This is a genomic window from Janthinobacterium sp. 67 (assembly GCF_002797895.1).
Classification (GTDB): domain Bacteria; phylum Pseudomonadota; class Gammaproteobacteria; order Burkholderiales; family Burkholderiaceae_D; genus Janthinobacterium.
The window spans coordinates 4,852,898-4,867,169 of the sequence record NZ_PGES01000001.1; the positions used below are offsets into that span (position 1 = coordinate 4,852,898).

The window sequence follows — 14,272 nt, forward strand, 5'->3', positions numbered from 1 at the left end:
TGATATAAATCAAACCTCACAGGCTTTGGCGTGAATAGTGTCGCCAAGGCAATCTTTTGCCAGTGTATTCCCGTTCACCGCTTCAGGTGCGCACTCTACGCAGCGGCGTGCCCCACACCATGGCCACCGTCAACACGATGCTGCCTGCCGCGATGCAAGCGAGGCCATTGCGCACGCCAAAATGTTCTGCTACCCAGCCGGCGGCCAGCGCGCCCAGCGGCGCCGTGGCCACCGTCAGGAAGCGCATGGTCGACGTCATGCGGCCCAGCATGGGGTCGGGCGTAACCTTCTGGCGCAAGCCCAGGTAGGGAATAAAGAACAGCATCACGCCGCAATCGAAAAAGAACATCAGAACGGCATAGGCGACGGCGCTGGCCGCTGCGCTACCGAACAGCGCGGCGGGAATCGTCGGCGTCAGGGCAAAACACACGGACGTGGAGGCCAAGCCGATGAGGATGGTGCGGCCCGTGCCATAGCGCCTGGTCAACGGCTTGACAATGAAAGCGCTGAGCAGGACGCCGGCGCCGCCGAGCATTTGCGTCATGCCCAACACGCCGGGGCTCATGCCCAGGTCGCGCGTGGCGAACAGTACCGTCAAGGCCATGCTGGCGTAAAACAGGAAATGCCAGATGCCGGCGCCCCAGGCCAGCGCGCGCAGCAGCGGTTCGCGCCAGACGAACAGCAAGCCGTCGGCGATGTCGCGCAAAGCGTGCTTGCTTGACGGCGCGGGGCGCGGGTCGCGCACGCTCATGGCGCGCAGATTGAAGACGGAAACCAGATAGCCGCACGCCGTGCACAGGATGGCGACGGGCGCCGACAGCACTTGCACGAGCACGCCGGCCAGGCCGGGACCGATCAGGCGCGAAGCCGATTCGGTGGCGGCAAATTTCGATTGCGCATCGATCAAGCCGTCGCGGCCCACGAGGAAGGTCAGAAACACCTGTTCGGCGCCGCCACCGACGACGAAGCCCGTGCCGATGATGAAGCCCACTATATATAACCATGGCATCGACAGCACGCCGCACCAGTAGGCCACGGCCACGCTGGCCAGGGCCAGGCCCGACATGCTTTCGCTGAACAGCATGATCGGGTGCTTGCTGCGCCGGTCCAGCAGCACGCCGACGGGCAAGCCGAAGAGGGCGAACGGCAGCGCCTGCAGCGCGACCAGCACGCCCATCTGTTCCGGCGTCGCATGCAGCAAGAGCACCGCGCACAGGGGCAGGGCCAGCGAGGTGATCTGGGCGCCGAAGCAATTGAGGCCGTTGCTGAACCACAGGCGGCGAAAATTGACGCTGGCGGCGCTGCCGTCGCCGCGCAGGTAACGGGCGCAATACTGGAAGAAGGAAGAAAAAATATGCTGCTCGATAAAAAAGATCGGGCTCACAATAATAGCAGCGCACCTGCCGCGCCGCTGCCGTTAGCCGCTACAATCGTTGCACCGTTCATCGAGAGGAGACACCATGCAATACGAAGACCTGATCATCGACATCCAGGACAAAGTGGCGGTCATCCGCCTGAACCGCCCCAAGGCGCTCAATGCATTGAATGAGAACATGATGAATGAGCTGGGCGACGCCTTGCTGAAGTTCGATGCGGATGATAATATCGGCTGCATCGTACTCACGGGCAGCGAAAAAGCGTTTGCCGCCGGTGCCGACATCGCCGCCATGGCCGACTATACCTATCCAGACACCTATACCCAGGGCTACATCAGCCGCAACTGGGAGCATATCCTGCGCGTGCGCAAACCCGTGGTGGGCGCGGTGGCCGGCTATGCGCTCGGTGGCGGTTGCGAACTGGCCATGATGTGCGATTTCCTGATCGCCGCCGACAGCGCCAAGTTCGGCCAGCCGGAAATCAAGGTTGGCGTCACGCCGGGCGCGGGCGGTACGCAGCGTTTGCCGCGCGCCATTGGCAAGGCCAAGGCCATGGACCTGCTGCTGACGGCGCGCACCATCGATGCCGCCGAGGCGGAACGCATCGGCCTCGTGTCGCGCGTGGTGCCGGCCGATAAATTGCTGGAAGAAACCCTGGCCGCCGCCAAGACCATCGCCGCCATGCCGACCTCGGTTGCCATGATGATCAAGGATTGCGTCAACCGCGCCTTTGAAACCACCTTGACCGATGGCGTCGCCTACGAGCGCCGCTTGTTCCAGGCTGCTTTCGGTACGCCTGCACAAAAAGAAGGCATGCATGCTTTCCTGGAAAAGCGCTTGCCAAACTTCGACGGTCTTTGATATGATTCGCCTCCTCGCAAAACGACGCACACAAAACATGGTGTTGCAGAGTAAAAACGGGGAGCAAAAGAAGGTTGACGAAATGCTGCAAACGCTTCATACTCTTCCTTCTTCGCAGCTGACAAACACAACGCTTTGTCGATAGCGCGAAAGCAGTAACCGAATACAGTTCTTTAACAATTAACAGTCGATAAGTGTGGGCATTTGATGTAAGTGCAGCGTCAATCTTCGGATTGGCGTCTAACTTAAAATATCAAATGTTCACAAGAAATAATGAAATAGGATACTTCTCCGGAAGTAGCCTGTCAGTTTTTTGAGTGAGCGACCCGTCGCAAGACGGTGCCAATAAAATGGCAAAGTAACAGAGATTAAACTGAAGAGTTTGATCCTGGCTCAGATTGAACGCTGGCGGCATGCCTTACACATGCAAGTCGAACGGCAGCACGGAGCTTGCTCTGGTGGCGAGTGGCGAACGGGTGAGTAATATATCGGAACGTACCCTGGAGTGGGGGATAACGTAGCGAAAGTTACGCTAATACCGCATACGATCTAAGGATGAAAGTGGGGGATCGCAAGACCTCATGCTCGTGGAGCGGCCGATATCTGATTAGCTAGTTGGTAGGGTAAAAGCCTACCAAGGCATCGATCAGTAGCTGGTCTGAGAGGACGACCAGCCACACTGGAACTGAGACACGGTCCAGACTCCTACGGGAGGCAGCAGTGGGGAATTTTGGACAATGGGCGAAAGCCTGATCCAGCAATGCCGCGTGAGTGAAGAAGGCCTTCGGGTTGTAAAGCTCTTTTGTCAGGGAAGAAACGGTGAGAGCTAATATCTCTTGCTAATGACGGTACCTGAAGAATAAGCACCGGCTAACTACGTGCCAGCAGCCGCGGTAATACGTAGGGTGCAAGCGTTAATCGGAATTACTGGGCGTAAAGCGTGCGCAGGCGGTTTTGTAAGTCTGATGTGAAATCCCCGGGCTCAACCTGGGAATTGCATTGGAGACTGCAAGGCTAGAATCTGGCAGAGGGGGGTAGAATTCCACGTGTAGCAGTGAAATGCGTAGATATGTGGAGGAACACCGATGGCGAAGGCAGCCCCCTGGGTCAAGATTGACGCTCATGCACGAAAGCGTGGGGAGCAAACAGGATTAGATACCCTGGTAGTCCACGCCCTAAACGATGTCTACTAGTTGTCGGGTCTTAATTGACTTGGTAACGCAGCTAACGCGTGAAGTAGACCGCCTGGGGAGTACGGTCGCAAGATTAAAACTCAAAGGAATTGACGGGGACCCGCACAAGCGGTGGATGATGTGGATTAATTCGATGCAACGCGAAAAACCTTACCTACCCTTGACATGGCTGGAATCCCCGAGAGATTGGGGAGTGCTCGAAAGAGAACCAGTACACAGGTGCTGCATGGCTGTCGTCAGCTCGTGTCGTGAGATGTTGGGTTAAGTCCCGCAACGAGCGCAACCCTTGTCATTAGTTGCTACGAAAGGGCACTCTAATGAGACTGCCGGTGACAAACCGGAGGAAGGTGGGGATGACGTCAAGTCCTCATGGCCCTTATGGGTAGGGCTTCACACGTCATACAATGGTACATACAGAGCGCCGCCAACCCGCGAGGGGGAGCTAATCGCAGAAAGTGTATCGTAGTCCGGATTGTAGTCTGCAACTCGACTGCATGAAGTTGGAATCGCTAGTAATCGCGGATCAGCATGTCGCGGTGAATACGTTCCCGGGTCTTGTACACACCGCCCGTCACACCATGGGAGCGGGTTTTACCAGAAGTAGGTAGCTTAACCGCAAGGAGGGCGCTTACCACGGTAGGATTCGTGACTGGGGTGAAGTCGTAACAAGGTAGCCGTATCGGAAGGTGCGGCTGGATCACCTCCTTTCTAGAGTTTGCACGAATCAGTAATGATTCACGCATCAAATGTTCACACTTATCGGCTGTTTAATTAAGAAGAAACAGTAGTCGTAGTAGTTCCGCGTTGGGGCTGTAGCTCAGCTGGTTAGAGCACCGTGTTGATAACGCGGGGGTCGTTGGTTCGAGTCCAACCAGCCCTACCAGCTAATTAGTAAAATCTCAGGGGGATTAGCTCAGCTGGGAGAGCACCTGCTTTGCAAGCAGGGGGTCGTCGGTTCGATCCCGTCATCCTCCACCAAAGTTTTACTCGAAAGTACAAATGTAAGCCACGCCACCTTGGTGCTGGGTTTAGATTTGATCTTTTAGCGATCAAAGCTGTTTCGTTCTTTAACAATCTGGAAGAAGTAAAGATTATTTATTGATCGGTTTGCCGTAAAAAGCGAATCGATGGGTAATGATTGTATGTATCAACAAACAAGCAACAACGTTGTACTTTCTTATCCCTGTAGCGCTCTTTGATTATTTAGGTAATCAGAGGCTAACGTTATAGGGACAAGCGAATAAGTGCACATGGTGGATGCCTTGGCGATTACAGGCGATGAAGGACGTAGTAGCTTGCGATAAGCTGCGGGGAGTGAGCAAACACACTTTGATCCGCAGATTTCCGAATGGGGCAACCCACCCTTTTAGGGTATTGCAACCTGAATACATAGGGTTGCAAGGCGAACGCGGCGAACTGAAACATCTAAGTAGCTGCAGGAAAAGAAATCAACCGAGATTCCCAAAGTAGCGGCGAGCGAAATGGGAAGAGCCTGTGCGTGATAGTCGGACCGATAACAGAATCCCCTGGAAATGGGAGCCATAGCGGGTGATAGCCCCGTATGTGAAATCGGACCGGTGGTACTAAGCGTACGACAAGTAGGGCGGGACACGTGACATCCTGTCTGAATATGGGGGGACCATCCTCCAAGGCTAAATACTCGTAATCGACCGATAGTGAACCAGTACCGTGAGGGAAAGGCGAAAAGAACCCCGGAAGGGGAGTGAAATAGATCCTGAAACCGTGTGCATACAAACAGTAGGAGCGGACTTGTTCCGTGACTGCGTACCTTTTGTATAATGGGTCAGCGACTTACATTCAGTGGCAAGGTTAACCAGATAGGGAAGCCGTAGAGAAATCGAGTCCGAATAGGGCGATCAGTCGCTGGGTGTAGACCCGAAACCAAGTGATCTACTCATGGCCAGGATGAAGGTGCGGTAACACGCCCTGGAGGTCCGAACCCACTAATGTTGAAAAATTAGGGGATGAGCTGTGGGTAGGGGTGAAAGGCTAAACAAACTTGGAAATAGCTGGTTCTCTCCGAAAACTATTTAGGTAGTGCCTCAAGTATCACCATCGGGGGTAGAGCACTGTTATGGCTAGGGGGTCATTGCGACTTACCAAACCATTGCAAACTCCGAATACCGATGAGTGCGAGCTTGGGAGACAGACGTCGGGTGCTAACGTCCGGCGTCAAGAGGGAAACAACCCAGACCGCCAGCTAAGGTCCCAAAGATTGGCTAAGTGGAAAACGAAGTGGGAAGGCTAAAACAGTCAGGATGTTGGCTTAGAAGCAGCCATCATTTAAAGAAAGCGTAATAGCTCACTGATCGAGTCGTCCTGCGCGGAAGATGTAACGGGGCTAAGCCAGTCACCGAAGCTGCGGATATTGTTCTGTGATTTATCACAGATATATATGGTAGGAGAGCGTTCTGTAAGCCTGCGAAGGTGTCTTGTAAAGGATGCTGGAGGTATCAGAAGTGCGAATGCTGACATGAGTAGCGATAATGGGGGTGAAAAGCCTCCACGCCGTAAGCCCAAGGTTTCCTGTTCAACGTTCATCGGAGCAGGGTGAGTCGGCCCCTAAGGCGAGGCAGAGATGCGTAGCTGATGGGAAGCAGGTTAATATTCCTGCACCGTCGTATGATGCGATGGGGGGACGGATCGCGGAAGGTTGTCTGACTGTTGGAATAGTCAGTTTCTGTCTCATAGAAGGCACTTAGGCAAATCCGGGTGCGCAATTCAAGGGGATGGGACGAGTGAATTTATTCACGAAGCAATCGGAAGTGGTTCCAAGAAAAGCCTCTAAGCTTCAGTCATACGAGACCGTACCGCAAACCGACACAGGTGGGCGAGATGAGTATTCTAAGGCGCTTGAGAGAACTCGGGAGAAGGAACTCGGCAAATTGGTACCGTAACTTCGGGAAAAGGTACGCCCCGGTAGCTTGATTGGTTTACTCCATGAGGGTGAAAGGGTTGCAATAAACTGGTGGCTGCGACTGTTTAATAAAAACACAGCACTCTGCAAACACGAAAGTGGACGTATAGGGTGTGACGCCTGCCCGGTGCTGGAAGATTAAATGATGGGGTGCAAGCTCTTGATTGAAGTCCCAGTAAACGGCGGCCGTAACTATAACGGTCCTAAGGTAGCGAAATTCCTTGTCGGGTAAGTTCCGACCTGCACGAATGGCGTAACGATGGCCACACTGTCTCCTCCCGAGACTCAGCGAAGTTGAAATGTTTGTGATGATGCAATCTACCCGCGGCTAGACGGAAAGACCCCATGAACCTTTACTGTAGCTTTGCATTGGACTTTGAACCAATCTGTGTAGGATAGGTGGGAGGCTTTGAAGCGGGGACGCTAGTTCTCGTGGAGCCAACCTTGAAATACCACCCTGGTTTGTTTGAGGTTCTAACCTTGGTCCGTTATCCGGATCGGGGACAGTGCATGGTAGGCAGTTTGACTGGGGCGGTCTCCTCCTAAAGTGTAACGGAGGAGTTCGAAGGTACGCTAGATACGGTCGGACATCGTGTTGATAGTGCAATGGCATAAGCGTGCTTAACTGCGAGACTGACAAGTCGAGCAGGTACGAAAGTAGGACATAGTGATCCGGTGGTTCTGTATGGAAGGGCCATCGCTCAACGGATAAAAGGTACTCTGGGGATAACAGGCTGATTCCTCCCAAGAGTTCATATCGACGGGGGAGTTTGGCACCTCGATGTCGGCTCATCACATCCTGGGGCTGTAGCCGGTCCCAAGGGTATGGCTGTTCGCCATTTAAAGTGGTACGTGAGCTGGGTTTAAAACGTCGTGAGACAGTTTGGTCCCTATCTGCCGTGGGCGTTGGAAATTTGAAGGGGGCTGCTCCTAGTACGAGAGGACCGGAGTGGACGAACCTCTGGTGTACCGGTTGTCACGCCAGTGGCATTGCCGGGTAGCTAAGTTCGGAAGAGATAACCGCTGAAAGCATCTAAGCGGGAAACTTGCCTTGAGATGAGATTTCCCAGAGCCTTGAGCTCTTTGAAGGGTCGTTCGAGACCAGGACGTTGATAGGCTGGGTGTGGAAGTGCAGTAATGCATTAAGCTAACCAGTACTAATTGCCCGTACGGCTTGTCCCTATAACCTTAGCAGGTACAGAGGATAAGACGGTACAACGTTGCGTGTGTGTTGATACTACCAGTCATTACCCCGATCTTTGCTTCTTCCAGATTCAGGCTTTGTCGCTCCACCGAGGACAAATGCCGGTACAAGTTATGCCTGATGACCATAGCAAGTTGGTCCCACCCCTTCCCATCCCGAACAGGACCGTGAAACAACTTTGCGCCGATGATAGTGCTGCAACCAGTGTGAAAGTAGGTTATCGTCAGGCTTGTTATTCGCAGTAGAGAAAAACCCGTCAAGCAATTGGCGGGTTTTTTTTCGTCTGGTGGTTTTGTCGGGCGCCGGTGGTGGTGTCGGCTTACGCGCGTTGCGCTAAGCCGACCTACGTTTATTGGATGGCGGGTAGGTCGGATTAGCGTAGCGTAATCCGACAATATTGTTGGCATTCATGGTGATGCCGGTATAGGCGCTTGTGCGTCACGCCGACCTGGGGTATAATTCGCCCCCTCAGATCAGATGGTTTGCTGCCCCGTTGGGAGCAGGCTGTTGAAAAAGTTATGCCTGATGACCATAGCAAGTTGGTCCCACCCCTTCCCATCCCGAACAGGACCGTGAAACAACTTTGCGCCGATGATAGTGCTGCAACCAGTGTGAAAGTAGGTTATCGTCAGGCTTGTTATATAAAAAAACCCCGCTAGGTGCGGGGTTTTTTTTCGCCTGCGGCATTCATCGGATCAGATGCCCCAGGTGATACTTTCATTTTCCGCCTTGGCCGAGCGCAGCATTTCCATCAAGGGATAGGCGCGCTGTGAAAAATGCACTTTTTGCGCGCGCGCGTGGGCGCCCGTTTCGCCATCTTCCAGCGTTTCCGGAGTATGCACATCGTGTTCGATGTCATTTTCCGGATGCAATTTACTTTCCGCGACCTCTTTTTCCAGCAAGGCCAGGGCATCGCCCGCTTCGGCTGGCGTGATGACGCCGCGCGTGGGGTTCTTGTGCAGGATGTCGAGGATACGCTGGGCATGTTCCTGATACATCAGCACTTCAGGGGAGGATTTGGATTTGAATGAGATCAACATAAGCGCTTTCTGAAACTTGTTGTTAGTGTCGAAACAATATCACGACTTGAAATGTCGCACAGGCCGTCCGTTTGTCCCGGATTGCATATTTGCAAGCCGGATAGGCCCATCTGTTGGACAACGCACGTATTTACAAGAGCTCGCTTACCGTGAAAACACCCGTTTAAGCGATCGTTAAGTCTCAATCCAGTTTCACCGAGTCCATGAAGGTGTCGATGGTCTCGCGCGACAGCTTGCTTTCCTCGCCGAGGATGATGACCTGGAAGATGCGTTTATCCTGCGCCACAAAACGCCCGACCAGCAAGACCGGCTTGCCTTGCTGCGTGCCCGTCGCTTCGATGCTCAACGAGCTGCGTTGATGGCTGCCGGCCGCCGTGCTGCTGGCCGCCGAGGCCGATTTTTCGCTGCGCACGGTGCCGTTGATGTTTTTTAACAGGGCAGTTTGCATGGCGGGCAGGGCCGCTTGCGCCTGTTCCGCGCTGTCGAGCACGGCGCTGCCGATGGCGAAGGTATTGCCATCGATTTCGCTGGCCGTCATGGTCAGGCTGACTTTCTTGCCATCGAGATCGATTTCGCGCGTCAGCACGGCGGGCTTGCTGGGAAACAAGGCCGTGAACTGGGCGTCAGGGCTGCGATAGTCGCGCCAGTCGAATTTCGGACTGCAGGCGGTCAGGACGCAGGCGGCCGCGAGCGTAGTCAGAAAGAGGGCAAGTGACGTTTTTTTCATCAGCAGATGGTAGCAGCGCCGCCGATCGCGCGCAATCGCGCACGCGTGGCGGGCGCTGTCGCCTTCATATTTCACGCAGCACGCGCCGGTACTGGATTGCTTCGGCAATGTGCGCCTGCGTGATGCCGGGGCTGCCCGCCAGGTCCGCGATGCTGCGCGCCACGCGCAATACCCTGTGGTAGGTGCGCGCCGACCAGTGCAGGCGCGCCATGGCGCCATGCAGCAACTGTTCGCCGTGTTTGTCCAGGCGGCAATGTTGTTCGATTTCCGTGCTGCTCAGGCGCTGATTGGCTTTTCCCTGGCGTGCCAGTTGCAGGGCAAAGGCTGCCGCGACCCGCGTGGCGATGGCTTGCGTGCTTTCACCGGCGCCAGCGTGCCGGCCCAGCGCCGCCGGCGGCATGGCGGCCACTTCAATCTGCAGGTCGATACGGTCGAGCAGCGGACCGGACAGGCGGCCGTGATAGCGCAGCACGGCGTCCGGCGTGCAGCGGCAGCGTCCCGAGGCGTGACCCAGATAGCCGCACGGGCAGGGATTCATGGCGGCGATCAGCTGAAAGCGGGCCGGAAACTCGGCCTGGCGGGCCGCCCGTGAAATGTTGATCACGCCCGATTCCATGGGCTGGCGCAGCACGTCGAGCACCCGGCGCTGGAATTCGGCGATTTCATCGAGAAACAGCACGCCGCAGTGGGCCAGCGAGATTTCTCCCGGACGCGGAACGTTGCCGCCACCCACCAGGGCCACGCCGGACGCCGTCTGGTGCGGGGCGCGATAGGGGCGCCGTTTCCAGTGTTCCACCTTGAAGTGACCGCCCAGCGAATGCACGGCGGCCGATTCCAGCGCCTCTTCGTCGCTCATGGGCGGCAGCACGCCGGGGAAGCGGCTGGCCAGCATGGTCTTGCCCGCGCCCGGCGGCCCCACCATCAGGACGTTATGGCCGCCCGCCGCCGCCACCTCGAGCGCCCGCCGCGCCTGCTGCTGTCCCTGCACGTCGGCGAAGTCCGGATACGCGAAAGCGGGTATGGCCAGCACGGGTTGGTGGCGTTGCAGGGCCGTGTGGCTGGCGTGCGCGGCAAAATGCGCGCAGACCTCGAGCAGGCTGTGGGCGGGATAGATGCAGGCATCGCTGACGAGCGCCGCCTCGTCCGCGTTCGCCTGCGGCAGGATGAAGGCGCGTGGCGCGCCGGCCTGCTTGCGCTGCATGGCAAAGGTCATGGCCAGAGCGCCGCGGATAGGGCGCAACTGGCCCGACAGCGACAGTTCGCCCGCGAATTCGTAGTGATGTAATTGGTCGCCCGGCAACTGGCCGGAGGCAGCCAGGATGCCCAGCGCGATGGGCAGATCGAAGCGCCCCGATTCCTTGGGCAGGTCGGCCGGCGCCAGATTGGCCGTGATGCGCCGCGCCGGCATGTCAAAGCCGCAGTTTTGCAGCGCGGCACGCACGCGGTCGCGCGATTCCTTCACTTCCGTATCCGGCAGGCCGACAATCGTAAAGGAAGGCAAGCCATTGGCAAGGTGGACTTCGACACTTACCTCGGGCGCTTCCATGCCGGCCAGGGCGCGGCTTTTCAGGACGGCCAGACTCATCAGACTCCCCTGTGGCGCGGGCGCGCGCAGGATCAGTCTAGCGCGTGAAGCGCCGTCAGGCTTGAGCCATGCCAGCAAGGCCGTCAATAACGGGCCTGGCTGGCGTCACCTTAGGCCTTCGGCTCGTTCAGGCGTGTTTCCAGTTCGATCAGGCGCAATTCCAGTGCGTCCAGTTTGGCGCGGGTCTTGGCCAGTACTTGCGTCTGGATATCGAATTCCTCGCGCGTGACCAGATCGAGGCGGGCGAAGCCCTGGGTCATCATCGATTTCACGTTTTTCTCGATATCCTTGGCAGGCGAGTTTTCGATGGCTTGATGGATCTTGCCTTGCAAGTCGTTAAAGAAGGTATTCATGTCCATGGTCAGTCCTTTTATGGTGCGGCCTGTGCATCGCACCATTGCGGTGCACAGCGGCGTTAATCTGGTGCGAAACTGGGCAAATTCATAATGCTTTAGCAGCCCCTACCCGCATGCCCACAGGCTTGGAGGGTATGTATGGCCGGAAACGCAGCTGTCAAGGTGGCAAGAGAGCTGGCACGTATTCTGCTAAAGAAGGTATGAACGCTTTGTGATCTCCAGCCAAGATTTTAAACCTCAACCGCTTTAAAAGTTCAATAAAAGGGAATCGCCATGAAGAATCTGTCCAAGAACATGACTTTAGCTGCAGCGTTGACGCTGGCCATGACCGCCTTGTGCGGCAGCGCCATGGCCCAGGATGCAGTGGCGGCGCCCGCTGCGGCCGAAGCCGTACCTGATAACGTGGTGAGCTACAACGTGGCGCTGACCAGCGACTACCGTTACCGCGGCATTTCGCAAAGCCGCTTGAACCCGGCCATCAGCGGCGGCGCCGACTATACCCATAACCCGACGGGCCTGTACGTGGGCACCTGGCTGTCGAGCATCAAATGGATCAAGGATGGCGGCGGCGATACCAGTCTGGAATGGGATATCTATGCTGGCAAGCGTGGCGAGATCAGCAAGGATTTTACCTATGACGTGGGTGGCCTGTACTACTTCTATCCTTCGAATGGGCTGAGCACCAATGCCAACACCTTCGAGCTGTATGGCCAGCTCGGCTATGGCCCGCTGTACATCAAGTACTCGCACTCGACGACCAATCTGTTCGGCGTGGCCGATAGCAAGAACAGCGGCTATCTTGACGTGGGCGGCAACTTCGACCTGATCGATGGCTACATCATGAACGTCCATGTGGGCCGCCAGAAAGTCGAGCACAACGATTCCCTCAGCTATAACGATGTCAAGATCGGCGTGACCAAGGACTTCGGCATGGCGACTGTTTCTCTCGCTGCCGTGAAGGCCAACATCACGTCGCTGGCACCCAATGGCAAGAATCTGGCGAAATCCGGTCTCGTGCTGACCGTATCCAAAACCTTTTAAGCGAGACTGCCATGAAAATGATTACTGCAATCATTAAACCGTTCAAACTGGACGAAGTACGCGAAGCTTTGTCGGCTATCAATGTGCAAGGCATTACTGTCACGGAAGTCAAAGGTTTCGGCCGCCAGAAAGGTCACACGGAACTCTACCGTGGCGCCGAGTATGTCGTCGATTTCCTGCCAAAAACCAAGATTGAAGCGGCCGTCGATGACGCCATTGTCGACCAGGCCATCGAAGCGATCGAAGGCGCCGCGCGTACCGGTAAAATCGGCGATGGCAAGATTTTCGTCTACAACCTGGAACAGGTCATCCGCATCCGTACCGGTGAAACCGGCAACGAAGCGCTCTAAGGGGAATATTGATGCGTAAAAATATAACAAAATTGCTAGCTGGGTTTGCCTGTCTGTGTGCGTTTGGCGTTGCCACGCCGAGCTTTGCCGATGCCCCTGCCAAGACGGAGGCGGCCACCACCACGGCCGTCGCCACCCCCGCCGTCACGCCGGTGCCTGACGCAGTAGCGCCGGCTGCCGCCGCTCCGGCCCCGGCCGCTGCCGCGCCAGCCGCCGCGCCCGTCGCCAACAAGGGCGATACCAGCTTCATGATGATCAGCACCTTGCTGGTGATCTTGATGACGATTCCCGGCCTGGCCCTGTTCTACGGCGGCCTGGTGCGCTCGAAGAACATGCTGTCGGTGCTGATGCAAGTGTTCATGGTGTTCGCGCTGGTCGTCGTGCTGTGGTGCATCTACGGCTATTCGATCGCCTTCACGGAAAAAACCGCCTTCTTCGGTGGCTTCGACCGCCTGTTCCTGAACGGTATCTGGGACCCGGCCAAGGGCACGTTTGCCGCCGCCGCCACCTTCAGCAAGGGCGTCGTCATTCCCGAGTTCGTGTTTGTCGCCTTCCAGGGCACGTTTGCCGCCATCACCTGCGCACTGATCGTCGGCGCCTTTGCCGAGCGCGCCAAGTTTTCCGCCGTGCTGGCCTTCGTCGTGCTGTGGTTCACGTTCGCCTACCTGCCAGCGGCCCACATGGTGTGGTTCTGGACCGGTCCTGACCTGATCACCAACGCCGCCACCTCGGCCAGCGAAGCCCTGAAGGCTGGCTGGATCTGGCAAAAAGGCGCGCTGGACTTCGCCGGCGGCACCGTCGTGCACATCAACGCCGCCGTCGCCGGCCTGGTGGGCGCGATCATGATCGGCAAGCGCGTCGGCTACGGCCGCGAATCGATGGCGCCGCACTCGCTGACGATGACCATGATAGGCGCATCCCTGCTGTGGGTGGGCTGGTTCGGTTTCAATGCCGGTTCCTCGCTGGAAGCGGGCGACGTGGCTGCGCTGGCCTTCGTCAATACCTTGCTGGCCACTGCCGCCGCCACCCTGTCGTGGGTATTCGGCGAGTGGATCAGCAAAGGCAAGCCATCGATGCTCGGTGGCGCTTCGGGTGCCGTCGCCGGGCTGGTGGCGATCACCCCGGCGGCCGGCTTTGTCGGCCCGATGGGCGGCCTGGTCATGGGCTTGCTGGCAGGTATTGTCTGCCTGTGGGGCGTGAATGGCCTGAAACGCCTGATCGGCGCCGACGATTCGCTCGACGTGTTCGGCGTGCATGGCGTGGGCGGCATCCTCGGTGCCTTGCTGACGGGTGTGTTTGCTGCACCACAATTGGGCGGCCAGGGCATCTTCGACTATGTCACCAACAAGATGTCGGCGGATCCGTACTCGATCGGCCATCAAGTGTGGGTGCAGGCGCAAGCGGTCGGCACCACCATCCTCTGGTCTGCCATCATTTCCGTCATCGCCTATAAACTGGTCGACATCGTCATTGGCCTGCGCGTACCGGAAGAAGAAGAGCGCGAAGGCCTCGATATCACGAGCCATGGCGAGCAGGCGTATCATGGCTAAATAGTAATTATCTGGCATGCCAGCGCTCCGGCGCGGCATGTCCGGCTGGAA

General features: G+C 56.9%; 9 protein-coding genes, 2 tRNA genes and 4 rRNA genes. 10 read left to right on the forward strand and 5 right to left on the reverse strand.

Annotated elements, in window-relative coordinates:
• Positions 1 to 82: 82 nt before the first annotated feature.
• A complete protein-coding gene (locus tag CLU90_RS21760) occupies positions 83 to 1,384 on the reverse strand; it encodes an MFS transporter (RefSeq protein ID WP_232731292.1) in 1,302 nt (433 codons plus the stop codon).
• Positions 1,385 to 1,460: 76 nt separating this feature from the next.
• Between CLU90_RS21760 and CLU90_RS21765 the strand changes: the two genes are divergently transcribed.
• The 7 genes from CLU90_RS21765 (at position 1,461) to rrf (CLU90_RS21795) (ending at position 8,206) form a co-directional block, all read left to right on the forward strand.
• Complete coding sequence (locus tag CLU90_RS21765) at positions 1,461 to 2,237, forward strand: enoyl-CoA hydratase (protein WP_092719025.1); 777 nt, start codon at positions 1,461 to 1,463, stop codon at positions 2,235 to 2,237.
• Between the two features lie 370 nt (positions 2,238 to 2,607).
• Positions 2,608 to 4,138 (forward strand): 16S ribosomal RNA (locus tag CLU90_RS21770).
• A gap of 98 nt (positions 4,139 to 4,236) precedes the next feature.
• Positions 4,237 to 4,313 (forward strand) — tRNA-Ile (locus CLU90_RS21775).
• A gap of 19 nt (positions 4,314 to 4,332) precedes the next feature.
• Positions 4,333 to 4,408: transfer RNA gene (locus tag CLU90_RS21780), tRNA-Ala, on the forward strand.
• Positions 4,409 to 4,660: 252 nt separating this feature from the next.
• Positions 4,661 to 7,550 (forward strand): 23S ribosomal RNA (locus CLU90_RS21785).
• A gap of 138 nt (positions 7,551 to 7,688) precedes the next feature.
• Positions 7,689 to 7,801: ribosomal RNA gene (gene rrf, locus CLU90_RS21790) — 5S ribosomal RNA — on the forward strand.
• Between the two features lie 292 nt (positions 7,802 to 8,093).
• Positions 8,094 to 8,206 (forward strand): 5S ribosomal RNA (gene rrf / locus CLU90_RS21795).
• The 16S, 23S and 5S rRNA genes sit together here with 2 tRNA genes alongside, the layout of an rRNA operon.
• Positions 8,207 to 8,267: 61 nt before the next feature.
• Here the strand turns inward: rrf (CLU90_RS21795) and CLU90_RS21800 are convergent.
• The 4 genes from CLU90_RS21800 to CLU90_RS21815 form a co-directional block, all read right to left on the reverse strand.
• Positions 8,268 to 8,612: a DUF1840 domain-containing protein gene (locus CLU90_RS21800; protein WP_092716690.1), complete on the reverse strand. Its 345-nt coding sequence runs from the start codon at positions 8,610 to 8,612 to the stop codon at positions 8,268 to 8,270.
• Between the two features lie 181 nt (positions 8,613 to 8,793).
• Positions 8,794 to 9,339, reverse strand: coding sequence for a hypothetical protein (locus CLU90_RS21805; RefSeq protein WP_092717184.1), 546 nt, complete (start codon positions 9,337 to 9,339; stop codon positions 8,794 to 8,796).
• Positions 9,340 to 9,403: 64 nt separating this feature from the next.
• On the reverse strand, positions 9,404 to 10,924 hold the full coding sequence (locus CLU90_RS21810) for a YifB family Mg chelatase-like AAA ATPase (protein ID WP_092716692.1): 1,521 nt from the start codon (positions 10,922 to 10,924) through the stop codon (positions 9,404 to 9,406).
• A 110-nt stretch (positions 10,925 to 11,034) separates the two neighbouring features.
• Entirely contained in the window at positions 11,035 to 11,283 is a 249-nt protein-coding gene (locus CLU90_RS21815; protein WP_100428905.1) for an accessory factor UbiK family protein, read from the reverse strand.
• A 270-nt stretch (positions 11,284 to 11,553) separates the two neighbouring features.
• On the opposite strand from CLU90_RS21815, the gene CLU90_RS21820 reads away from it, so the two are divergent.
• From CLU90_RS21820 to CLU90_RS21830, 3 genes are read left to right on the forward strand one after another with little or no spacing between them, the layout of a single operon-like run.
• On the forward strand, positions 11,554 to 12,321 hold the full coding sequence (locus tag CLU90_RS21820) for a TorF family putative porin (RefSeq protein WP_092716697.1): 768 nt from the start codon (positions 11,554 to 11,556) through the stop codon (positions 12,319 to 12,321).
• A gap of 11 nt (positions 12,322 to 12,332) precedes the next feature.
• Entirely contained in the window at positions 12,333 to 12,671 is a 339-nt protein-coding gene (locus tag CLU90_RS21825) for a P-II family nitrogen regulator (protein WP_010393464.1), read from the forward strand.
• An 11-nt stretch (positions 12,672 to 12,682) separates the two neighbouring features.
• Positions 12,683 to 14,221 (forward strand): ammonium transporter, encoded by a 1,539-nt coding sequence (locus tag CLU90_RS21830; protein WP_092716699.1) that lies wholly within the window; start codon positions 12,683 to 12,685, stop codon positions 14,219 to 14,221.
• The last annotated feature ends 51 nt before the right edge of the window (positions 14,222 to 14,272 follow it).

Bases quoted from the DNA above. Each gene is read 5' to 3' on its own strand.
- CLU90_RS21765 (WP_092719025.1), top strand. From the start codon at position 1,461: ATGCAATACGAAGACCTGATCATCGACATCCAGGACAAAGTGGCGGTC.
- CLU90_RS21800 (WP_092716690.1), bottom strand. From the start codon at position 8,612: ATGTTGATCTCATTCAAATCCAAATCCTCCCCTGAAGTGCTGATGTAT.
- CLU90_RS21805 (WP_092717184.1), bottom strand. From the start codon at position 9,339: ATGAAAAAAACGTCACTTGCCCTCTTTCTGACTACGCTCGCGGCCGCC.
- CLU90_RS21810 (WP_092716692.1), bottom strand. From the start codon at position 10,924: ATGAGTCTGGCCGTCCTGAAAAGCCGCGCCCTGGCCGGCATGGAAGCG.
- CLU90_RS21815 (WP_100428905.1), bottom strand. From the start codon at position 11,283: ATGGACATGAATACCTTCTTTAACGACTTGCAAGGCAAGATCCATCAA.
- CLU90_RS21820 (WP_092716697.1), top strand. From the start codon at position 11,554: ATGAAGAATCTGTCCAAGAACATGACTTTAGCTGCAGCGTTGACGCTG.
- CLU90_RS21825 (WP_010393464.1), top strand. From the start codon at position 12,333: ATGAAAATGATTACTGCAATCATTAAACCGTTCAAACTGGACGAAGTA.
- CLU90_RS21830 (WP_092716699.1), top strand. From the start codon at position 12,683: ATGCGTAAAAATATAACAAAATTGCTAGCTGGGTTTGCCTGTCTGTGT.